This is a genomic window from Buttiauxella sp. 3AFRM03 (assembly GCF_003675305.1).
GTDB lineage: Bacteria > Pseudomonadota > Gammaproteobacteria > Enterobacterales > Enterobacteriaceae > Buttiauxella > Buttiauxella ferragutiae.
The window spans coordinates 19,269-39,827 of record NZ_CP033075.1 but is presented as its reverse complement, the minus strand read 5'-3'; the positions used below and the strand labels follow the sequence as shown (position 1 = coordinate 39,827).

General features: G+C 44.6%; 21 protein-coding genes and 2 pseudogenes. 5 read left to right on the top strand and 18 right to left on the bottom strand.

Annotated elements, in window-relative coordinates; all coding sequences use genetic code 11:
- Positions 1 to 328 precede the first annotated feature (328 nt).
- From D8682_RS01030 to D8682_RS00950, 18 genes and pseudogenes are all read right to left on the bottom strand, one after another.
- A complete protein-coding gene (locus tag D8682_RS01030) occupies positions 329 to 727 on the bottom strand; it encodes an H-NS family nucleoid-associated regulatory protein (RefSeq protein WP_121813237.1) in 399 nt (132 codons plus the stop codon).
- 197 nt (positions 728 to 924) lie between these two features.
- Entirely contained in the window at positions 925 to 3,114 is a 2,190-nt protein-coding gene (gene topB, locus D8682_RS01025; protein ID WP_121813236.1) for a type IA DNA topoisomerase, read from the bottom strand.
- A complete protein-coding gene (locus D8682_RS01020) occupies positions 3,111 to 3,419 on the bottom strand; it encodes a hypothetical protein (RefSeq protein WP_121813235.1) in 309 nt (102 codons plus the stop codon). Before D8682_RS01020 ends, topB begins: the two co-directional genes overlap by 4 nt.
- Positions 3,416 to 3,724 carry a hypothetical protein gene (locus D8682_RS01015; protein ID WP_121813234.1) on the bottom strand — a complete coding sequence of 103 codons (309 nt, stop codon included), beginning with the start codon at positions 3,722 to 3,724 and terminating at the stop codon, positions 3,416 to 3,418. Before D8682_RS01015 ends, D8682_RS01020 begins: the two co-directional genes overlap by 4 nt.
- A complete protein-coding gene (locus tag D8682_RS01010; protein WP_121813233.1) occupies positions 3,721 to 4,035 on the bottom strand; it encodes a TrbM/KikA/MpfK family conjugal transfer protein in 315 nt (104 codons plus the stop codon). The genes D8682_RS01015 and D8682_RS01010 overlap by 4 nt, the downstream gene beginning before the upstream one ends.
- Before the next feature lie 61 nt (positions 4,036 to 4,096).
- Positions 4,097 to 4,492, bottom strand: coding sequence for a cag pathogenicity island Cag12 family protein (locus tag D8682_RS01005; RefSeq protein WP_121813232.1), 396 nt, complete (start codon positions 4,490 to 4,492; stop codon positions 4,097 to 4,099).
- The gene (virB11, locus tag D8682_RS01000; RefSeq protein WP_370090664.1) at positions 4,485 to 5,477 is read right to left on the bottom strand and encodes a P-type DNA transfer ATPase VirB11; all 993 of its coding nucleotides are present in this window, start codon (positions 5,475 to 5,477) and stop codon (positions 4,485 to 4,487) included. The genes D8682_RS01005 and virB11 overlap by 8 nt, the downstream gene beginning before the upstream one ends.
- A 33-nt stretch (positions 5,478 to 5,510) precedes the next feature.
- Positions 5,511 to 6,764 carry a VirB10/TraB/TrbI family type IV secretion system protein gene (gene virB10 / locus D8682_RS00995; protein WP_121813230.1) on the bottom strand — a complete coding sequence of 418 codons (1,254 nt, stop codon included), beginning with the start codon at positions 6,762 to 6,764 and terminating at the stop codon, positions 5,511 to 5,513.
- Positions 6,764 to 7,671, bottom strand: a pseudogene (gene virB9 / locus D8682_RS00990) (P-type conjugative transfer protein VirB9). The gene virB10 and the pseudogene virB9 overlap by 1 nt, the downstream one beginning before the upstream one ends.
- Entirely contained in the window at positions 7,664 to 8,350 is a 687-nt protein-coding gene (locus D8682_RS00985; RefSeq protein ID WP_121813229.1) for a virB8 family protein, read from the bottom strand. Before D8682_RS00985 ends, virB9 begins: the two are co-directional and overlap by 8 nt.
- Entirely contained in the window at positions 8,343 to 8,480 is a 138-nt protein-coding gene (locus D8682_RS26920) for a hypothetical protein (protein WP_202914342.1), read from the bottom strand. The genes D8682_RS00985 and D8682_RS26920 overlap by 8 nt, the downstream gene beginning before the upstream one ends.
- Positions 8,481 to 8,567: 87 nt before the next feature.
- Complete coding sequence (locus D8682_RS00980) at positions 8,568 to 9,557, bottom strand: type IV secretion system protein (RefSeq protein ID WP_121813228.1); 990 nt, start codon at positions 9,555 to 9,557, stop codon at positions 8,568 to 8,570.
- Between the two features lie 25 nt (positions 9,558 to 9,582).
- Positions 9,583 to 9,870, bottom strand: a complete 288-nt coding sequence (locus D8682_RS00975) for an EexN family lipoprotein (RefSeq protein ID WP_121813227.1) — start codon at positions 9,868 to 9,870, stop codon at positions 9,583 to 9,585.
- A 64-nt stretch (positions 9,871 to 9,934) separates the two neighbouring features.
- Positions 9,935 to 10,665 (bottom strand): annotated as a pseudogene (locus D8682_RS00970) (type IV secretion system protein).
- Between the two features lie 14 nt (positions 10,666 to 10,679).
- Entirely contained in the window at positions 10,680 to 13,430 is a 2,751-nt protein-coding gene (locus D8682_RS00965; RefSeq protein WP_121813226.1) for a VirB3 family type IV secretion system protein, read from the bottom strand.
- 13 nt (positions 13,431 to 13,443) lie between these two features.
- Positions 13,444 to 13,689: a TrbC/VirB2 family protein gene (locus tag D8682_RS00960; RefSeq protein ID WP_238392769.1), complete on the bottom strand. Its 246-nt coding sequence runs from the start codon at positions 13,687 to 13,689 to the stop codon at positions 13,444 to 13,446.
- 61 nt (positions 13,690 to 13,750) lie between these two features.
- A complete protein-coding gene (locus D8682_RS00955) occupies positions 13,751 to 14,407 on the bottom strand; it encodes a lytic transglycosylase domain-containing protein (RefSeq protein ID WP_121813224.1) in 657 nt (218 codons plus the stop codon).
- A 50-nt stretch (positions 14,408 to 14,457) separates the two neighbouring features.
- The gene (locus tag D8682_RS00950) at positions 14,458 to 14,769 is read right to left on the bottom strand and encodes a hypothetical protein (RefSeq protein WP_121813223.1); all 312 of its coding nucleotides are present in this window, start codon (positions 14,767 to 14,769) and stop codon (positions 14,458 to 14,460) included.
- A gap of 421 nt (positions 14,770 to 15,190) precedes the next feature.
- Here D8682_RS00950 and D8682_RS00945 point away from each other — a divergent pair, with 421 nt between their 5' ends.
- From D8682_RS00945 to D8682_RS00925, 5 genes are all read left to right on the top strand, one after another.
- Positions 15,191 to 16,024 carry a helix-turn-helix domain-containing protein gene (locus tag D8682_RS00945; RefSeq protein WP_121813222.1) on the top strand — a complete coding sequence of 278 codons (834 nt, stop codon included), beginning with the start codon at positions 15,191 to 15,193 and terminating at the stop codon, positions 16,022 to 16,024.
- Between the two features lie 3 nt (positions 16,025 to 16,027).
- Positions 16,028 to 17,011: a hypothetical protein gene (locus D8682_RS00940; protein ID WP_121813221.1), complete on the top strand. Its 984-nt coding sequence runs from the start codon at positions 16,028 to 16,030 to the stop codon at positions 17,009 to 17,011.
- Positions 17,004 to 17,492, top strand: a complete 489-nt coding sequence (locus tag D8682_RS00935) for a molybdopterin-dependent oxidoreductase (protein ID WP_162302958.1) — start codon at positions 17,004 to 17,006, stop codon at positions 17,490 to 17,492. Before D8682_RS00940 ends, D8682_RS00935 begins: the two co-directional genes overlap by 8 nt.
- Entirely contained in the window at positions 17,489 to 19,219 is a 1,731-nt protein-coding gene (locus D8682_RS00930; protein WP_121813219.1) for a hybrid sensor histidine kinase/response regulator, read from the top strand. The genes D8682_RS00935 and D8682_RS00930 overlap by 4 nt, the downstream gene beginning before the upstream one ends.
- A 264-nt stretch (positions 19,220 to 19,483) precedes the next feature.
- Entirely contained in the window at positions 19,484 to 20,422 is a 939-nt protein-coding gene (locus D8682_RS00925) for a hypothetical protein (RefSeq protein ID WP_162302957.1), read from the top strand.
- Positions 20,423 to 20,559 lie beyond the last annotated feature (137 nt).

The following is a 20,559-nucleotide window of genomic DNA, read 5'->3' as shown; positions in this document are numbered from 1 at the left end:
GCGACGCAAATTAGCGATTTCTTCGAAATCGAATTTACTCGCCGCTCGGCACTTTTAATTCCATGCGGGGCATGTCATTAAAAGCCTGAAAACGCGCGCCGATGAATGTCGTTGCGATGGTGGGGCGTATTTTTGATTAATGAAAGTAGTCATCCTGTGGATTGACTTTCATCAGTAGAGAGGCAAATAAAAGAGCCGTAATGACAGCTGATAATATATAGGTATAACGGCTGTTATCTCGGCACGATTTTATCAAACTTTGAATTAATTAAAAAAGAAACGAGAACCCCAAAAGCAAGGAGAGAGCAAAGAATAATACGGAAGCCATTTAGTTACCCTTAATTAAATACTCATTGAGTTGTTTTCCGCTATTTACCCCATCCTGAATCGGGCGAGGTGTTCGTCCGACTCCAGACCAGTATTTAGTTATGCCATCCTCGATGTAAACATATTTAGGCTTGCGCTTGGGATAGTTTTTTGGTGCAACTTCTCCGAGTAATTCATTCATAGAAAAGCCTTCTGCGGCAATTAACGCCATCAGTTCGTTACGCTTTTCTTCGCGATCAATTCGTTGTTTTTCGAATTCCTCATGCTCTGCCTTTTTAGCTTCCAGTGCTGATAAGATGCGTTTATTGAGCGCATTCAGACAATCGAAGTCAGCATCTTTTAAAAATTTTTTAAGGGTGCGCTCCGCGCTTAAATACGAAATTATGTCAGTGGTTTTCATTGCTATTTGTCCTTGAATTTGACACGCGATTATCCACATACCCACAATCGACCCGACACGGCTTGCGCCGCCGTTTTGGGCGCTCCCGTTCGCCCGGAGGCATTTTGGCCTCTCAGCTCACTGGCTTTTTCTCATGTGGATATGGGGATAATGCTATGGGGTATATGTGGCTTAAAAGCAGGTTAGAGTTTTAACTCTCAAGGCATGTCTTTAGCGGATGGCTTTTTTTCTTCACGCGGCGGATATTCAAATCCTAACTCACCTGTTTCTTTGTTTGCCAGGGTGACAAACATCGAATAGGTAGAATCATTTTTCTTGCTCTTAAACCCTTTTATCTCACCGCTTTTCCCATTGCTGATAATCGTTTCTATCTGCTTGTTTGTGAGTTTCTTCCCGCGAAACTCTGCCCATATTTTGAATTTACAGCCAGTGCAGTTACAGGCTTTTGCCGTCATGATCAATTCAGAATCACATGAAGGACATTTAACCGTGAGGCGGTACAGGTCGGTTTTTGATGTCTGATTTTCTGATGCGCTGATATTAATATCAGCAGCATCAACCAGCCGCGTTATTTCGGCATACAATCCCTCAATAAAGCGCTCAATGGTCATTTCCCCGGTTTCAAGTGCGGCTTGTTTTTCAGCCCAGACCGCAGTCAAATCTGGCTGCGTCACTGAATCGGGGAGGGCATCAATGAGGACTATCCCTGCGTTCGTGGGGACAAATTTTCCCTTCTCGACGCTGATATAGTTTCGCTTTTTCAGGGTTTCGATAATTCCGGCACGGGTGGCTGGTGTGCCAATGCCACCGTGTTCGTCTTTCTTATCTTTGTCCTTCTCTTTGAGCAGTTGTTTGATGCGCGGATCAGCAACAAAATCCGCGACACGCACCAGAGCGGCTAATAGAGTGGCTTCGGTAAAAAGCGGTTGCGGCTTCGTTTTTTGCTCTGCAACGTCAATATTGCGACAGGTTAATGATTCGCCCATCTGTAATCGGCTCAGTAAATCAAATGCTCCACTATTATCGTCCAGTTCATCATCGTCTTTATCGTCACCCAGAAGTGACGTAAATCCGTTACTAGTGATTTTTCTGGCTAAGACTTTAAACGACTCGTCGCCGCATTTAATTTCAGCAATGGCCTCATCGTAAGTCTTTTTCGACAGGAATTGTGCGAGGTAAAATCTGGCAATGGCCAGATAAACCGCCTTTTCATTTGTGGTTAATTTCGACATGTCCGGCACGCTGGCCGTCGGAATGATCGCGGTGTGCGCCGACACCTTTTTGTCATCAAACGCTTTGCTTTTCTGACAGGTATTGGTATCGAGAGTGCTAAAATCGACAAGCGATTTTAACGCTTCGACAACCTTCGGTGCATCGCTGAACTGCTCGTCTGAAAGGTATGAACAATCAGAACGGTTATACGTGATCGCTTTATGTTTTTCGCGCAACGCCTGAGTTATATCCAGAGTCTGTTGGGCGGTCAGCTTGTATTTCTGGTTCATGTACTGCTGGAGGCGAACCAGATTAAACGGCAACGGTGCGGGGGTGGTTTTTCCGGTCGCGACAGAAGCCGCCAGGAGACTGGCCGTTTTCCCGTCCAGTCTCCTGGCCAGCTCGTCAGCCCATTTTTTATCATTGAGGCGTTTTTTATCATCCACCGGTGCCTGTTCTGACGTTTGCCAGCGAGCGCTGATAACATCCGTACCGTTGATAAAATTGCCGGTTATTGAATAATAAAAGGATGATGCATGAGACTGATTTTCGCGCCACCGGCGCACAATCAGACCCAGCACCGGAGTCTGGACTCGTCCGACAGATAAGAGGCCTGTATACCCTTTTTCACGGGCTTTAATGGAGTAACAACGGCTCATGCTGAAACCAAAAATCGCATCGCCCACGGAACGTGCCAGCGCTTTAAGGTACATGCCCCGAAACTCATTATTGTCTCTCAGGGACGTGACCGCCTTTTTCACCGCTGGCGCGGTGTTGTCGTTAATCAGCGCTCGTTTTACTGGTGCTTTATTACCGGCATACTCAAGAACTTCATCAACTAACAATTGCCCCTCGTCGTCCGCGTCAGCGCAGTTAATGACCATGTTGATATCCGGGCGCTGGATGAGTCTGATAAGGACATTCGCTTGTCTGGCAACACTGGCTTTAGGCTGGAGCTGCACGGGATAGAGTTTCAGTGGCAAGGTATCGAGTGACCAGGTGGCATATGCCGGATTAATCACCTCCGGGGGAACCATTTCAAGGATGTGGCCAACGCAAAAACTCACAATGTCAGTAGTCGATTCAGTGTACCCATCACGGCGGGTGAAGTTGCCGCCGAGTGCCTTAACAATGTCGCTGGCCACAGAGGGTTTCTCTGCAATCCACAGTCTCATATGTCGTCCTCTTTAATATTGGTCATGGTTTCGTTGTATGCCAGATGGCTTGCCTGAATAGCGTTATCATCCAGGTGAAAACCACGTCTGGCCGCGACTTGCCCGAATATCCCGGCATCACTCGGGCAGAGGTTGGCCAACACCCCTGTTAATTCGCTCAGAATGTGGTGATGATAGATTTCGTCGTGCAAGCCGCAGCCGTGATGTGCTTTTTTTTCGATGCTCAGAATAAGGCTATCAGCGCGTACAGAATCACCCGGTGTATGTGGCCACGGCGGGGCGATAAAACCGGGCTTAAAGCTCATGACTTGTTCTCCTTCATCCATTTACTGGCGTTTTCTTCGTCCATCGGTAACGTCATGAAAAAAATCGGCATGGACAGTACCGAAGAGAAGAACGTTTTCCGCCCAGTTGTTAATGTCTGGAATTTGTGTGAGTACAGGGTGGCTAACTGGACGAGTTCGGGTGAGTTAGCCTGAAATGAGGTGGCATGGGGTTTGATTTCGGCAAGGACGGCAAGAATGTCCTCCAGTGCCTCCGGGGTGAGTTCTTCGTCGGCCAGAAGATCGGCAAAATCTTCCAGAGTCACGGTCTGGTCGGGTGCATTCATCCCTTTAATCTCCCGAACTTGCTGATGATTTTGTCCACTATGCCGCCATCGGCACTCGGGCATTCATTCAGTTTGCCTTTCCTGGCATCGGCGGTATGGTCAGGCAAAAAGCCGTGTTTGTTCTTTTTCTTAATGGACATGAAATTCTTATACATCGGGTCACATTCGGCGGGATTGCCGCCATTCAGTTTCCCGGCCATACACAAAAACATTGCACAAGGATCGTCAGGGTCTGCATTCTGGCCTTCAGCCTGTGCGGGGATAGCAGCGAATGCGCACAGCAAAGCCGCCGCGATAACGGTTTTATTCATGGTGGTTCCTCTGTTTTGAGTCGTGCGAAAGGGGGATGCGTTTTATTTCATCGCGGGGAAACTATCGGTATAAGAAGATTTCTGTGGTGTTGCAGTTAAAGCAATTATCTTTAGGGCTGAACTCGATTAAACCTTTGTAACCGCCCTGTCGTAACCAGGTTTTGGCCGTGAAATAACGTTCGCTGTCAGGCGCACTGACCGTGACCTGTGAGGAGTGAGCGACGGCATAGGACACGGCAGGGGTAAAAATGTTTTCCGGGTTGAAACTGGCGATGTGCTGTGACCAGTGACCCGTGACCACGGACGCAGGTATCACGGCATTATTTTCAGTCCATTGGGGCAACGTTTCGTTCATTGAATCAGCCGGTTTATCCCATTCTACCGGTACAGGTTCTGGCGCGGAGGAACAACCGGCCAGCAGGGCGACCAGTACAGAAAGGCAAAGCATATTACGCATGGCTAAATTTCTCCTTCATGGCGTCCAGATGGAGATATTTAAAATAAATATCCCCCATACGGCGCACGTTGCCGCTGATATCGACACTCACAATGACATCCATACACCGCAGAACCTTACGCAAAAGTACCTGCTCAGGCATTCCGCGACAGGCGGGATGTTCCATGCAACGGTCAATAAGACCTGAAATGCACTCCTGCGGGCTGCCTGCATGAAGCGATGACATAAAACCAGGATGGCCAGACTCGATGAGTTTCAGTGCATCCCAGGCTTCGCGTCCGCGTACTTCCGCCAGGAGAGGGCGATCAGGGTTCATACGGTAAATGGCGCGAACCAGGCGATCTGAGGTCACAATGGCATCCTCACCGGCATCCGCCGGATAAAACAGATGCACATAGTTTTGATGTTGCCAGAATTTTATCTCCGGGTTGTCCTCGATGGTAATAATGCGAAGTCCTGCCGGAATATAACGGAGCAGCATTTTCATATAGGTGGTTTTACCCGAGCCGGTTTCACCCACGACAAAAATCGTTTTCCCATATTCCACGCACTTTTCCATAAACAACGGGATATTGCCGCTGTGATATATCTTTGCTAATTCATCATCTTTGGTTTCTTTTTTCTCCTTTCCGGTGACGCGATTATAAAAACCGGCCTCTATATACGACTGGTGCGTTCGCTGAAAATAATCAGGTATACGAATGGTTACCGATATGGTTCCTCGTTCACAGGCGGGCGGGAATACCACCTGGCAACGCTGGCCACTGGGGAGCGTTGCCGAAAGAATAGGGGACGTTTCATCAATATTATCGTCCTGCCACACGGCCAGCGCACTGGCAAACGCTTCACACTGTTCATAGGTCACACTGCATTCATGCATCGACCATACCCCGTTAATCTTGGTATGAAGTTCGCCGGGTCGGTTAATGGCAATTTCTGTTAGCCCTTCCGTATCAAGGTGTGTGCCTAAAATTTCATCGCGCATGTATTCAAGTGCGATATTCGTCTTTTCCATTTATTACCTCGCGTGTAATGTCCATACACTGGAAAAATCTATATCAGCACCGGTTGCAATGCCGATAACATCCCCCTGGTTGAGATACATCGTCGGGGGTATGTTGATACTGTTCTCCAGCACGGTTTTCGCCATTTCAGCCGTGGCAGAGCGGGTGTTCTCTGTATAATCCGTGTTGCGGTCTTTGCTGGGCGATGAACCAGCCACGGCTGCTGCAAAGTCCTGAGTCGTCGCCAGCAAGATGGTATTGCCGATGCGATCCCCCCAGTGTTCGTCTATCCAGCCCGCAATCCCGTTTTCACCCAGCTGGCCAACGGCCTGGCTGTCAATCAATGGAATACGCATCGCCCCCGGCTCGGGTGTGCGCAGTTCAGTCCAGGCGATATACATACGCCCCATCCCGTTCTTCAGCGTACCGGTTTTGTAAATCCCCCTTGCAACGGTTCCCGCAGGGATCAGGCGAACGAAATTATTGGCGCTGTAAACATCCTCGCTAATCTGGCAGGTAATATTCCCCGCCACGTCTGAAACGAAGCGTTTCAACATGGCGCAGGGGATATAACGGTCAACGGGAATATACAGATTGGGATCAAGATTCAGGCGTGTCACGCCGGTGACTCTGGCGATATTGTCGTTTTGGGTGCCGCTTTCAGCCGCACCGGTGGCCGTATCCGGGCAATACAGCTTACCGTCAGGCGCTCTGGCCAGCACTTTTTTACACTGTGTGAGTGCTGCATCCGAAGCCGGGTCAGCGGCGTTGGCTGTGCCGGTTGGATGAGAGGCCGCAGACGACGCTGAGGAGGGGGAGGATGAGCCAGAATTTGCCAGGGCAGTGACTTTATTGAATGTCACCGATGGTTGTGGCAGCTCCTTCTGGGATACCTGTCTGTCTGTCGTTTCGGGTTCCTGTTCACCCTCAAACGGGTTGAGGTCTTTCCCCATACCCTGCCGCTCATTGCTGGCGTTTGCCCTGCTGCTGGCTGGCGGGGCTTTCGTTTCCTTTTTCTCGAGGGCTTTATCACCTTTGAGCGTATCCATCAGGTAATCACCGCCGATGGCGAGTCCTGCCAGCAGGAACAGACTCAGAATGCACACGATCAGGGTACGCTTACCTTTGGGTTTATTGTGCTTAACCACTTGCGGTTGACCTGAAGGGATACCCTCTGCGGTGGTTTTTTCACTGGCTATCTCAGCCTTAGCGCGGGCGCGGGCTTCCGTTTCCAGTTCCGCCGCCGTTTTGATTTCCTGCTCTTCCATTATTTAGCCTCCAGCGTGACTGACGGCGAAACTGTGTCGCCGTTGGCGACAGTGACTTTACCGAACCCGGCGTTCTCGATGCCAACGACCTGCCCCGCTTTATCATTGCCATAACGCAGGACAAAACGTGGAGAGAGTGAGCGCAGAACCATCACCCGATAATTTCCCTGAGTCTCAAAGCCTGGCGTAATTTGCTGTTCGTTACCGTTCACGACCACGAACGGGGCAGGAATGCGCTTTTGAGGGGAGAAGCCCAGATAGGTAAAACGTCCATCATCGTAAGCAAAATCCGGGCTGATGGATTCAGACCCTGCTGCCACACGGCGGGTATAGCGCCAGTTCTTCGGCGTGGTGGCTTTTTTAAACCGCGCCTGAATCAGCTCTTTTTCCTGCATCTCCTGTAACTCTTGTTGTCTGGCTGCTTGTGCCGCCGCTGTTTGTTTCTGTACGTCACCCGGATAGCTGTAACGGACAACAAACGCCAGGCCTTTAACCTGTTTTTCATCGTCTATGACATGCAGCATGATGCTGTAATAGCGCCTGGTGGTGGTCACAAACAGGTTGGTTTGCCAGTCCTTATCTGTGGGGTAAAGACCTGATCGACATTTTTACCGTCAGCGCCGGTAACGGGCTGTTTAATCGGTTCGGGGCGGATGCCGACCCGGTTTTTGTCTTTCGTCACTGTCCAGCCCGCCTGAAAACCTGGCTGGGCGTCGATAACTTCTTCATCGTCATCAAAAATGAGAGTGGTGACGAAACCGGAACGGGTATTCACTATCGTTGAATTCTGGCTGTTATAGGCGATGTTCTGCATGTGGCTGTCATATGCGCTTCCTTGTGGTATTGCCGCACTCCAGGCACCTGATGAAGCAAGCAGCAGCGTCAGCGCGATGGCTTTTTTATTCATCGTTTTTTTCCTTAAATCGCTGGTAACTGGTGATCATGAAACCGAACGGATTCACTTCACGCTGGGAGAGCGTGAATTCTTTTTGAGGAACGTAGCGATAAGTGAGGCGTATGCTCCAGAAATCATGGCTTTCGGCACCGTCTGCAATCCGGCGGATAGTGCGCTTGATGCGCAGCATACCGATACGGTCTGGTTGGGTGCCTTCCGAATGCACATTAGAAATGACATCAATGGAAACCAGATAAGCGGCTTTATTGAAAACCACATCCGGCGCTTGCGCCCCTTTAAAACGCGCCAGATATTCGTTATTTACATCCGGACTGTTAAAGAGTTGCGTATCGTCATAGTCCCGCTGTAGCGCAAAGTAGTTATAGCGTTCACGGCGTTTAACGTAGCTGGCGGCTTCAAAGTTATTCAGTGCATCCGATTCAGACAGGGCGGATTTTTCAACGGTAGTGACCTTATCAATCCTGCCCGCTTGCTGATTGAGGGCGTAGAGTTCAACGGTGGTGGTCTTTAACGGAAGGATAATCAGTATGGCAGCTATTGCCCCGGTTAACAGAAACCCGAATACCCCCGACAAAAACCAACCCAGCTTTTTAAAACGTTCGTCCCTCTCTCTTAATGCTGTTTCAAATGTTCTGGATTCACTAACCGCGTTTTTAATTATTTCAGACATGATTATTTAACTCCTGAATAATAGCCGGAGAGTTGACAGGCTCCGGTTCGCCGGAAACCGGAGGAACCTGATTTTGATGTGCGCAGCCCGTAAGCAGCCACAGCATCAGGAAAGGGATGCTGTATTTCATTTTCAATCCTTATGATGATTAGCGCGTTATCGCTAAATAACGCGTCACAATTGCTGATAAAACGAGGGGGTAATAAAACGTGTTGCTTTATTTACGCTGTTGATTAGAACGTTGCATTGTCTGAATAGAAGATTTTCTTGCCGCAGAAGGTGATGTGGAACCGGCGTTAAGGTTTTTCGCAGCACGATCCCCCATTTTACCCAGTGAACCGCTAACGGCATCACTCATGGGCTTTGTGCCACTCCCCATCGAACCTATACCGGCCATCGCTGCACCCTGCATCGTGGCCTGAACTGCGGCACCCGTCAGAGCTGAGGCTATTTTTGCAGAGAACCAGATAATTAAAGCCGAGGCAAAACAGGCAAGTAATGATTGAATGGCCAGTGTGACCATATTTTTATCCTGGGAAACCGCTAACGCAGTATCCAGTATTATCGTCATATACTTGATACCAATTCGCAAAAATAAAGCAGAAAACAGAATGGTTAATAAGGCATTCAAAATGACAGATAACCAGCTGCTGAACATTGAGCGTAAAAATCCATATGCCAGACAGAATATAAAAAGGGGGGCAGTGGTTCCCATTAATAAAATGGTGATTTCAGCTAAAAGATTAACGAGTGTTGAAACAGCCAGAACAATAATCGCGCCAGCCCATACAAGGAACTCGGCTGTCATTCCTTCCAGAGGAACAGTTGAATCATCCATTTCATAAAGATTTTTAGCCAGCTTCTGAGCTTTCTCCCATACTGAGTCAAGTAATACCCATATATTATCACTGCCACTTACACCGTCTTTAAACCCATCAAGGGCGCTGATTACCGTATCCAGCCAGCCCCCAAGGTTGAGAACAAACATCATGATTAATAACATTCGCCCTATATCCCACATAACATCTTCTGCGGGGCGGATAAGTTTACCGGCAAGCGTCTGGTAACCGCGAAAAATAATATAGGCCGTAAAAGAACTTGTTGCTATCACACTTATCATGTTTCCGTATGTGGACGATTGCCCTACTAATACGGAATTTATACTACTCATGATAAAGGTGTGCATGCCGTCCATCGAGCCTGACATAATAACCTCGCTTAGAAACGACTCGTTAAAAATGATTTAAATCAGGTACCTTTTGAGTAGCTATCTGTTTCTTTAGCGCATCAAATGCGGCTTTACGGCCTTTTTCAACATCCGGCTGCCCACGCTCCTGCTTCATGGCATTTTTGGCGTTCTGGCAAATCTGTTCACTCCATGAATGGTCTAAAAGGCATTCGGTGTATTTAGCAATCATTTCATCATGATTTTTAATAAACCATTCTTTCGAATACTTATCCTCACAGCCCGTAAGTAAGAACAGGGGAATAAAAATTAAGGTGACCAGTGTTTTTTTCATCATGACATCCTGAGTATTGATGTGGTTTCAGGTTTGGGTCGTTATACCCAATCAACGGGGAGAATTAGTGACCGATATTATTTAAGTCAGCAATCGGCGCATTTCGTTGCTGCTCTGAAAACGCTTTTTTCTTTTGAATCTCCAGCATCTGACTACGCTGTTCGGCCTGTTTGACACTCATTTCCCACTGCGTGGTTAATGCACTCAGTTGCACACTTTTGGCGGAAACCACATTAGCCAGGTCCTGAGATTCTTTGGAATCCTTTGAATACTGAATACGATTAGAGAGATCAGCAATATCACTTAGCGTGTCGGAAATTTTATCCTGTACCTCGGTTGTGTCTTCGATTGCGGCGGCCTGATTAATGATCACCTTTTTACAGCTTTCCAGATATTGACCCGTAGCCCCTCGTTGCAGCTATCAAACACCTTGTACTTATCGTACAGACTGTTTAAATCGCCTGAATAGGCACCATCAGGGTTAGACAGCAGGTCATTCAGAGAGATCCCTCGCTCTTTCATGGCCTTAATATCATTAGCCAGATTTTTAGCCTGGCCCAGAAACGTCTGCACATCGCGGATACCTGTCACTGTTGCCAGTTGTGCCTTGTAGGAATCCATCTGATCTTTATAGTGCTGGACGGTTTGCGTCCATTGTGACAGCTTCTGGATCCACTGATTAACTGAGGTGGTGTTAGCCAGAATATCAACAGTCGGAACACCGGTACTGTGCGCCCCTGAAGAGAATATTAACGTAGCGGTGGCCGTTGCAATTAACTGCTTTCTGAATTTCATGACAGATCCTTAATTTAAATGGCTCGTCTGAGCATTTCGGCTTTCCAGTCTTCTGGCTTCATCCCATCTTTATAAATGGAATCAAAAATCTGGAGATTATCCGCGCTGCCACTCAGTAATTTGGTATAACGTCCCAGTCCTGAAAGGTCGAGCGTGGCGATGGAAATAAAGGGGCGGGTTTCTCCTCTTCTGAGCGGGGTTTTTAAAATAACGATCTGACGTGCGCCAGGGTCAAGGTCTTTAACGATTTCATAGACACTTTTCGGAACTTTCAGTTTGTCGACATAATCAAATGCGCTTGCCTTGGGGTTAGCCATAAATAATTGTGTCCCGCACTGCTCAATAATGGCCGCTGAAATTTCATGTTTACACATTTCTTCCGGTGACTGGGTCGCCGGGACGAATATGCCATTTAATTTACGAATGACCTTGAGCATATTTAAAGCAAATCTGGAAAATTCAGGATCAAGCAACCACTTCCAGAACTCGTCCATAAATAACACTAAGCGACGGCCATCTAACAGGGTGGTGACGCGATATAACAGGTAAAAGGTAATCGGGGAACGAACATCCTTATCATCCAGAAACTCTGTACCATCAATACCAAAATTATCAATATTTTCGACATTAAAGGTATCTTCTTCATTATCAAATACCCAGCCGAACTCTCCCCCTTTCGCCCACTGCTTCAGGCGAATACGTAATCCATTAGTTCTGGATTCCTTGGTGGGTGGTTCGGGCAGGATTTCCAGTAGACGGGTGATAATACAACCACGCTTATCAGGCGGATAATCAAGCATGATACGGTCTACCGCTTTGCTGATACGTTCCTCGTCACGGGGATCAAGAACGTTTCCATTACGGGTACAAATCAGGCGGATCAGCTGCTTGTTCAGATTAATGTTTCGTTTAGTGGCGGGGAGTCGCCCTGGCGCAAACCCGGATGGCTCACCAGACCTGATGCGGAAGTATTCCCCTCCGGCCTGCCGAATAGACATTTCAGCAGAACGATCCTTATCAAAGGTCACTGTCGTAAAGCGTTTTATTTTCGCATCAGGTGAGAAGCTATCGGGGCGACGGTATTTCTGCATCAAATGCTTCATCATTTCCAGCAGTGTGGATTTACCTGTCCCGGTACTCCCGATAACCATGGCATTACCAGGATGTTTTTCGTTGAAGTCATCCACACCTTCCTGGCTGTTATGAAGATTCAGGTAATAGTTTCCTCCGGATGGGGTTTTCAGTATGCAGGCGGCTTCGCCCCAGGGGTTACCGTCGCGCTTATGGGGGTGAAAATTATGTAACCCGGCCATATCAGCAAAATTCTGACTGCTCACCGAAACAAGACGGGGTCTTAGCTCATAAACCCCTGGTAGCTGCGCAAGATAGGCCGCAGGCAGAGACATTGTTGAGAGCGTCATAATGATGCCAAGATCTTTAATGGGGTCAGCCAGTGCGTTAGTGTCCCTGACGACCTGTTCGGCATCAGGGGAGCTGACAATGAGCGACAAATGGTACTTACCAAACGTGATATGGCCAGACTGGAGAAGGTCACGCGCAACAATCAAATCTTCCTGTTGTGAGATAGCGTCATCTTCAGCGGATTTCAGTCGGTTCTGCGTCAGCTTGATATGGGTTTTCGCTTCGTCTTTGGCCATACAGGTAAATGACTGCGTCATAACGTAATCGCACTCAGCATAGAGCAGGGCATCAAATAAGCCGGTGTAGGTTTTAGTGGCGTGATCCTTGATTTCCAGACTCCGGAAATAAGACTGGCCATCCACGCTGTTGCACTGACCTGTATCTGTGGAGAAAAAGAGGTCGACAGCACCCATAACATCATAAAACGGGGTGCGGGTGACGGCGTATTTCTGCCACTTGCCACTGACCAGGCGGTTATAGAAGGCTAACTGGGAAGAATAAAGACGCTCATTTTCCGTGTATAACCCAAGTGGAGCAGCTGAATAACGTGACAGGGACGTGTTGAGCATCCCCCAGTATTCCAGCATGACTTTCAGTGAATCATTCAGCACATTTTCCCGGTCACCGGTATTCTTGCGTTTTAATGCTGCCCGCTCAATCTTGCTCAGGGGGATATAGCAGGCGGTAAAGAATAAACGACACCGGCGAAAAGGTTTTGTATCGATAGACTGTTTGTAAAGGTCTGCAATCTCGTCGGAAAAGGGAATGCCGGAGTGAGAATCAAAGGCGTCTTTATGGCTTTCTCTGATCCGGTGGATGTAGAAAGTAAAGGGCAACCCTTCAAACGATCTGACCAGGTTGTTTAACTGCATGGTCATAATGTCAAGATGTTGCTCGTCTTCACACTCAAATATCGTGCCGCCCAGCTCCCATGTGGCGACTAAATCTCCTTTTTTATTCTTCACCACATTTTCATGAATATGGGTTGAATAAGGGATGTATTTAGCTATGCTGACACTCTCGTTTAATCGCATTTTTTCATTAAACTCCGTGATATCAATTTTTTCATATTGACCACTGATAATGGTATTGGCCGCAAAATATTTATTGATTTCCCTCTTTCCACGTGTTTTAAACGCAATAAGTTTCAGGTTGAAATAATGAATATCTTTACGCGCTTTACTTCTCATTTCTATCAGCGCAGGGATCAGCAAAAACAGGCACCAGTAAAAATGCGAATAGACGGCAATAATAACAATGAGAGAAAAAACGATAACCAGTGGAACCAGTGGCACACCAAAGAGTGCCGCAGGACGCGTGAGCGCCTTATTTAATATGGCCATGTGATCCCTCTTGTTATGCCATATACCAGGCACCGAAACCGGAAGCGCCGGAAATGAGAATGCCGCCGATGATGACATTTCGCATATCGTGGAGCTGCTTTCCATCGAACAAAACCTTGTAGCCAACCCACATAATGCAAAGCGTCACTGTTGCAACGGCCAGGCTACCAAGACCGATCACCCATTTATTCAGGCCTTCGTTCGCTTTCTGAAAACCGTCATCCGCTGCCAGTGCCTGGGCTGCGGGCAGAATACCCATCGAGAAGGTTAAACAGGCAGATTTGAATTTCGAATTTAATTCAGATACGAGTGTCATTTCATTATTCCTTTTGTTGCGCTGTGAGTAAGCGCCCGCGCACTATCTGAGGCGCATAATATGAATGGTTAACAGTGGAATTTTCGTTTACGGGAATATTGCCACGAATGATTTTGTCAGGGTAAATAACGGTGGTGGTTTTATTCTCCTCTGGTTTGTCACTGGTTTGTCTGTCCTGCCGGGTTGAGGGGACAACATAGCCAATACGTTGAATGTAACTGGTATTGCCAAAAGATGTCTCCGAACGTTGTCCGGCTTCAAAATTACCAGAGTAATAGCAACTTAATGCGCGCTTTAATGTGCCTCCTCGTTTGTAGCAATCGAGAATGATTTTTTCTGCTACCGATAAATTATCGCAGGGGTTTAGCATGACTTCTGCATTAACGTTATATATAGAAAAATTTGTGCTGGTTATCTGCATGACTCCAACGGAAAAGCGATGTTTGTTTTTCTTTATTTTCTCCACAATATTAATTGCATCATCTTTGGAAGATGGCATGTGTGAAATTACGCGACTCCCTCCTCCTTTTAAGGGGACAATTTCCGCTATAGCATAAGGGTGAAATCCTGATTCTGTTTTTGCTATATCTGAGATAGTGTCAGGATGAACGGAAGGAGCGCACTGCATTGCGAGTGTTAATAACGACGCAGTGGTTAGCATGAATAGTTGATCCTCTCATAAAACAACAACCAAAATGGCTTCTATGCTTTTTATGTAATACATTTCCTGCTGTGTATCTGTTTGGTGATTAGATCAATTCGTTTTAATTTTTCAGCAATCAAAACAGATGCATTTGATTTTTTATTAGTGCCCTCCTTTATAGTAATTGTTACGATTTCAGCCCTTAAACATGCTTGCTCTATCATGAGTTCACGAACTTTTTCAGGGACTTCCTTGAGTATCCAGTTTTGATTAATAGCAGTTGTTACACGGTCTTTATGTTTGCATATGCGCTTATTTGTCGAGAGTGTACTGTAAGGGTTATTACGCAGAGCTTTTAAACGAACTTTTTGCATAGTCATTTTAGGTTCTCCATTGCATGGATAAGCCGTCCGTGTGCGGACGCACGTAGATACATGAGGAATGTTCGATGAGAGAACGGCTTAATGATGCATTGATTAGGAGTGTTACCCATTACAGGCGCGGTACGTCACTCCTCATACGCAGCCAAACAATACATCTCCTTATGCCAGGCTCCAGGCAATAACCGCTGTTGATTTATTAAAGAGCAACCTCAAAGGTCAACCAGTTGACCTTAGTTTTAATGTTAATTCCTATAAGTTGTAAATTCAATTATAATCGCAACTTTTAGGAATTTTAAATAAAAAAAACACCCAAAAATGATGTTTTTAAGAGGGGAGGTTGTCGTACAGGTTTGAATAAATTGAAAAAAATAACTGGCAGGATAGAATCTAAGAAAGGTAAATTTTATGTAGGTGAAAAATGCAAGATTCTGATGATAGCAAGCTGGTAGATGTGCTAGCTAAAGTTCTAACTATGAAAGGTGTACCCAAGTTAAAACATAATAGCTACATCAGTAATGTATTGCAGATGACAACATCCGCAGGTTATAAAAAACTGACCGGCGCGACAAAATGGGAAGTGCAACAGCTAATCAAGGTGGTTGATTCGCTGGGAATGAGCATGAGTGAATTCTTTGCCTATTTTTCTGATGAGTCAAAAGAAATTCATCATGCTGTGTGGAGTGATGGTCGATTTGAACATCAATGTGAAATTCATCTTTACCCTGAGAGAGACGAACGAAAAACAGAGCTGTCAGCGCTAAAAATAGGAGATAAATGGAATGTTTTACCATCATCTAAACTGAAGGATGAGATGTTGTATGGTTCGCGGCGCAGTATTGAATCAATTATTGTTCATCCAAAAATTATCAATATAAACAAATATCGTATTGCGTTATTAGATGATGATGTGCAAATCACACAAAGTCTGAATGAGATTATTAGTAGTAGTGTGTATCACGTTGATACTTTTTCCGAAACAAATTCCCTCAGCAGGCAGATAGCTGATAACCCTTTTGACGCTTATGTCCTTGATTGGATTATAGGTGACGAAAGCTGTTTTAGCTTAATAAAGCAAGTGCGCGAATCATCAAATAAAAATGCATTGATAATTGTTTTAACAGGGAAACTGTCAGGGATTAAGGATGATGAAATATCAAGTGCTATACATGATTATGATATTGTTGGTCCGTTCGAAAAGCCAATAAAATCGGGAGTCATCAAATCAAATATAGATAAATATTTCGCACGGTAATTTATGAAGAATTTACTGGAGTTTGAAGGTAGTTTACTTAAAGACGGCACTTTTATTGTTTCGCCATACGATTTAAGTAAGTCATCATTCCCGGATGATATTGAACCTCTGACTAACAATAGTATATTAAATCAGTCATTCGTCAGTTTTTCAGTTGACTATAGTCGGATTGCCCATCTTGTTGTTATCAATGGTATGGGGGTGACACTGGGAGATTCCATCATAGGCATTTCCATCCTCGACGTCATAAAAAAACTGAATGAGAATATAAAAATATCAGTTATAAGACCTGCAAGTGCTCCGAAATATGTGGATGAAGTATATTTACTTGCAAGTGATGTGATTGATGAAGTCTTTTACATGCCATTTGATGTTAATGACGTTACAGGTGATGTAATTATAGATATAGGAAATCAACTGTACAGACCTGAATTTCATACGATGGAAATGCATGATTTTTTTTATAAATATATAGGATTGGATAGTACACCCAAGGTAATTAGTTTGCTTAATAATTCTTGGCTGAAAAATGTACCGCTAGATAATGTTTTTTTAAATCGTTATGTTTTATTCTCGCCATTATCAAGTACTAAAATCAGAAGTATTCCTGAGCAATTTTATTTTGACATTGTGGATGCATTAGCAAAAAAAACAGGGAAACAGGTAGTAGGTTTTGTTGATGTTGAACATCCCAAATATAGAAACGTATTGAATTTTTCTAAATCGACAAAAGACTTTGTCTCTATTATAAAAAACGCTGAGTATGTATATACTTGTGACTCCGCAACATTACATATAGCCGCTGCATTTAATATACCTACTCAATGTATATTTAACACAATTAAACCTGAGTTAAGGGTGAAGTATTACAATAATATAGAATCTGTTTACATCGGTGATGAATTACTTACAGGAGTACAAAACAGTGATGATAAATACTTACTTGAACATGTTAAATTTAGATTTAAGGAAAATTTTCATGTTTAGATACTATGTCTATATCATTAGTATTTTGTGTTCATTCAGTGTGGTAAGTGCTGTTGGTGATTTAAAAATTTCTGGTGCAATAAACTCAACAGATGCAACCGGTTCTGTTTTGATTTCTAAGAATGAAATGTCAAAATTTGAACGTGCTAGTATTATAACTACAACCCCCTGGACCGAAAGCAACAAAAAAATTCATTTTGAAGGCGTATCATTAATGCGTATCCTGAAGTATGTTGGCGCGCATGGTCGAGTTTTAAAAATGCATGCATTGAATGATTATACTGTCGACATACCGATTCAGGATGTTCAAAGATATGATATTTTACTAGCCAGTTCTATGGATGGTAAAAATCTGGAAGTAAAAAATTTCGGACCTTACTTTATAATCTATCCTTTAGATACCTATAAAGATGAAATTAACATGCCTAAATATCTTTCCAGATTTATTTGGCAAGTTGATGAAATAACGGTGGTGAAATGAAAAGAGGATATTATTTGTCCCTTGTAGGGATGTTTTTCGTTTTAATAGTGTCGCTCGTTACAATATTTAAATACAATAGTATCTTGTCAGAAAAGTCTCTTTATGCCATTGCAGGCACACAGGAGAACTACGCATGGTCAATAGCAAAGTTCTCTATACAACTCAATGAGTTTTACGCAATGATTAATAATGAAACTGATATAGATACAATACGCCTGAAGCTGGATATTTTACATTCAAGAGTTAATATTATTCGCAGGGAAAGTGAATCAACCAAGCCACTATATAAACAGGCAGGATATAAAGAAAACATTGATGCTATTTACAATAGATTGAGCAATATCCATGATGAACTTAATAAGCCATCACCTGACATAAAAAAGATTGTATTTGAAACTCACGAAATAAGGCCTCTTGCTATAACGTTAACAAATTTAGCTGATCATGCAGAAGTAGCTCAAAGGACAGATGCGCTAATCGATTTTATGGAAAAAAGAAAACAGCTTTGGTTATTATTGTTTATTACGGCTTCATTGCTTATCATTTTGTGTGTCATCATTATAATCTACATCAAAAAAACTAATAAGTTACTGTTCTCAGAAAGAACGGCTATTGCCAACAAAAATGCATTTCTTGGCGTAGTCGTACATGAGTTGCGAACCTCTTTACAAGCGATCATCTCGGCAATTGATGTGATAACTAACTCTAACAATAAAATGGTTGAAAAAAATCAGCTGCAACGGCTTGAAACAGCTGCTGGTAAAATGGAACGTCAAATGAAAGATCTGGCTGAGTTTGCCAAAATTGACAATGGGTACATTGATATTAATAAATCTTTTTTTAAAATCAAACCGGTCATTGAAAATATTGTGCTGGACTGTATGGCTATCTATTCTAAGAAAGGTGTGGAAGTTACAGTCAGTGATATTAAGGATATTGTTGTTTACACTGACTCAGTTCGGTTAAATCAAGTTGTAGAAAATCTTACTAGTAATGCACTTAAATACACACAGCGTGGAAAGGTTCATATAGATTGTGACGTTATACGCGATAAATGGTTATGCATTTCAATCTTTGATACAGGTCAAGGTATACCAAAAGATAAGCTTAAATTTATTTTTAAGCCTTTTGTCAGACTGAGTAATGACAGGAGTAATATGCCTGGTTTTGGCATGGGGCTTGCTATTGTAAACGGTTTGATTAAGGCTCTAAAAGGTTCTATACATATTGAAAGTGTACTCGGTGAAGGCACATCTATTACTATAAAAATTCCTGTGGAGATCGGAACGGAGGATTTGCTTACCTCTTCTGAATTAAATAATTATTTGTCTACCGAGGAGATAAGTAAAATTCATGTTCTTGTCGTCGATGATAACGATATGGCTTGTTCTTCCATCACTCATTTACTCGAGAGTTACGGATATGTTGTTGAGTCTACGACATCGCCTGAACGTGCTCTTCAGAAATTATTGAGGAAACCTTTTGATCTGATACTCAGCGACTTACAAATGCCAGTTCTCACCGGTGATGAGTTATTTACTGCTTTGCGTAGTCAGGCGAGTCCAAATAGTTCAACGCCCTTTATATTTGTTAGTGCATTTGCTGATTTAAGCCCTGTACCAGAGGTACCTCTTCTTACAAAACCCGTTAGAATCAGTGAGATAAATGCTACTATCCATAAGCTTATCTCTACGAAAAATAGCGATTTGGATAATAAGATTGTGTAGTGTTGGTTGCGATTGAAAGGAAAGTTTTCCTGATCGTTGCGAAGTGTTTAAAAATGAGTAGAATGGATCCCTAAGTCAGCCATGCTGATGAGGACAGGGGCTTGATATGTAGTTGGTACCGCCCTAAAAACAAAGCCCCGATAATCACTCATCAACTTGGCGGAAGAGCGTGATTAACCGGGGCTAGGCACAAAACCTATGAAGGATTATACCCCATCATGCGTACAATTCAACCTTTGCAACTCGCCATAAGTGCGGGTAGCAGTGTTTAATGAAAAAGTTAATCAAACTACTTCATCCCGTAAGAGTGTTCATCGGCACTGTATCCCTGAATTTGTGGGAAAAATCCCTGAATCAGTCGCGGCCCGTCGCTTTGACGCCGCACTGGAAAAACACGATTGGAACCGAAACCGGTACATTTATAAGCTTCGCTGTGAACGCAACCAGCGGGTATCCGTTCGCTCTGAACGCCGCGAAGTATACAAAGCCCTGGCGATGGCCATCATCGCGATGTGTGACTACAACGCGGATAGTGATTATCTTTTTGAAGTGATGTGTGGCACTCATGATCTGGCCAGAGCCACTAATCTTTTGCACAGAACGATAACAGGGCGTTTGACGTATGACCCTATCCTGAACGCTCTGCATGACTGGGAAAAAGCGGGTTTAATCGTTATCGTCAGGGGCCAGGACCCTGAGACTAAGCAAAATAAAGCCATGCGCATATTCATCAAACCGGAATGGTTTGAAGGACTCGGCTTTTCTGTGGACGAGCTGCGTAAAATCCTTGGGGATTATCGGCGTTGGGCTGAAAAGAAAGGTTTACGTGAAACAGCAAAACAACGTTATGCAAATCATATCGCCAGAGTTGCCCGTAGTAACGTCGCGTCACTGGATGATAAGCACTCTCTGAAAAAGCTACTTCTCAAAATTAAGCGCCACGTTCTGGGTGTTAAAGAAGAGGAAGGGAAGCAGCTGATCTCGGACATAGAAAAGAAACTACAGGACACGGAATCAGCGTTAAAAACCGGTCAGGTAAAACCGTCCACTCAGTATTATGCTGCTTATACGGCATGGAAAAACAAAACACCGCTATCGCTCGTTTACCCGATTGAGTCTACCGTGAAAAAAGAGAATCCGGGGCTGAGTGGTGAACTGTTCTATCAGGCAATGCTGGAACGCATTCGAAAAGACAACCTCTAACCTCCAGGTAGTTCGCTTACCGCCTCCTGGCGGGTTTTGTGCTGCCTGACATCGTATTTTTACTCACTTTTTCCTTATCTCCTGTCACGTTCCCGGCTCGAAATGACGGCATGGATACCTTTCCTGGCCAGCATGTT

What these genes read in the sequence shown, in the direction of transcription:
- D8682_RS00950 (WP_121813223.1), bottom strand. Translation starts at nt 14,769, where the DNA reads ATGACTATGCAAAAAGTTCGTTTAAAAGCTCTGCGTAATAACCCTTAC.
- D8682_RS01020 (WP_121813235.1), bottom strand. Translation starts at nt 3,419, where the DNA reads ATGAGCTTTAAGCCCGGTTTTATCGCCCCGCCGTGGCCACATACACCG.
- D8682_RS00930 (WP_121813219.1), top strand. Translation starts at nt 17,489, where the DNA reads ATGAAAAGAGGATATTATTTGTCCCTTGTAGGGATGTTTTTCGTTTTA.
- D8682_RS00980 (WP_121813228.1), bottom strand. Translation starts at nt 9,557, where the DNA reads ATGTCAGGCTCGATGGACGGCATGCACACCTTTATCATGAGTAGTATA.
- D8682_RS00985 (WP_121813229.1), bottom strand. Translation starts at nt 8,350, where the DNA reads ATGTCTGAAATAATTAAAAACGCGGTTAGTGAATCCAGAACATTTGAA.
- D8682_RS00965 (WP_121813226.1), bottom strand. Translation starts at nt 13,430, where the DNA reads ATGGCCATATTAAATAAGGCGCTCACGCGTCCTGCGGCACTCTTTGGT.
- D8682_RS00960 (WP_238392769.1), bottom strand. Translation starts at nt 13,689, where the DNA reads ATGGGTATTCTGCCCGCAGCCCAGGCACTGGCAGCGGATGACGGTTTT.
- D8682_RS00945 (WP_121813222.1), top strand. Translation starts at nt 15,191, where the DNA reads ATGCAAGATTCTGATGATAGCAAGCTGGTAGATGTGCTAGCTAAAGTT.
- D8682_RS01030 (WP_121813237.1), bottom strand. Translation starts at nt 727, where the DNA reads ATGAAAACCACTGACATAATTTCGTATTTAAGCGCGGAGCGCACCCTT.
- D8682_RS01005 (WP_121813232.1), bottom strand. Translation starts at nt 4,492, where the DNA reads ATGCGTAATATGCTTTGCCTTTCTGTACTGGTCGCCCTGCTGGCCGGT.
- D8682_RS00940 (WP_121813221.1), top strand. Translation starts at nt 16,028, where the DNA reads ATGAAGAATTTACTGGAGTTTGAAGGTAGTTTACTTAAAGACGGCACT.
- virB10 (WP_121813230.1), bottom strand. Translation starts at nt 6,764, where the DNA reads ATGGAAGAGCAGGAAATCAAAACGGCGGCGGAACTGGAAACGGAAGCC.
- D8682_RS00955 (WP_121813224.1), bottom strand. Translation starts at nt 14,407, where the DNA reads ATGCTAACCACTGCGTCGTTATTAACACTCGCAATGCAGTGCGCTCCT.
- virB11 (WP_370090664.1), bottom strand. Translation starts at nt 5,477, where the DNA reads ATGCGCGATGAAATTTTAGGCACACACCTTGATACGGAAGGGCTAACA.
- D8682_RS01010 (WP_121813233.1), bottom strand. Translation starts at nt 4,035, where the DNA reads ATGAATAAAACCGTTATCGCGGCGGCTTTGCTGTGCGCATTCGCTGCT.
- topB (WP_121813236.1), bottom strand. Translation starts at nt 3,114, where the DNA reads ATGAGACTGTGGATTGCAGAGAAACCCTCTGTGGCCAGCGACATTGTT.
- D8682_RS00975 (WP_121813227.1), bottom strand. Translation starts at nt 9,870, where the DNA reads ATGAAAAAAACACTGGTCACCTTAATTTTTATTCCCCTGTTCTTACTT.
- D8682_RS00935 (WP_162302958.1), top strand. Translation starts at nt 17,004, where the DNA reads ATGTTTAGATACTATGTCTATATCATTAGTATTTTGTGTTCATTCAGT.
- D8682_RS26920 (WP_202914342.1), bottom strand. Translation starts at nt 8,480, where the DNA reads ATGAAATACAGCATCCCTTTCCTGATGCTGTGGCTGCTTACGGGCTGC.
- D8682_RS01015 (WP_121813234.1), bottom strand. Translation starts at nt 3,724, where the DNA reads ATGAATGCACCCGACCAGACCGTGACTCTGGAAGATTTTGCCGATCTT.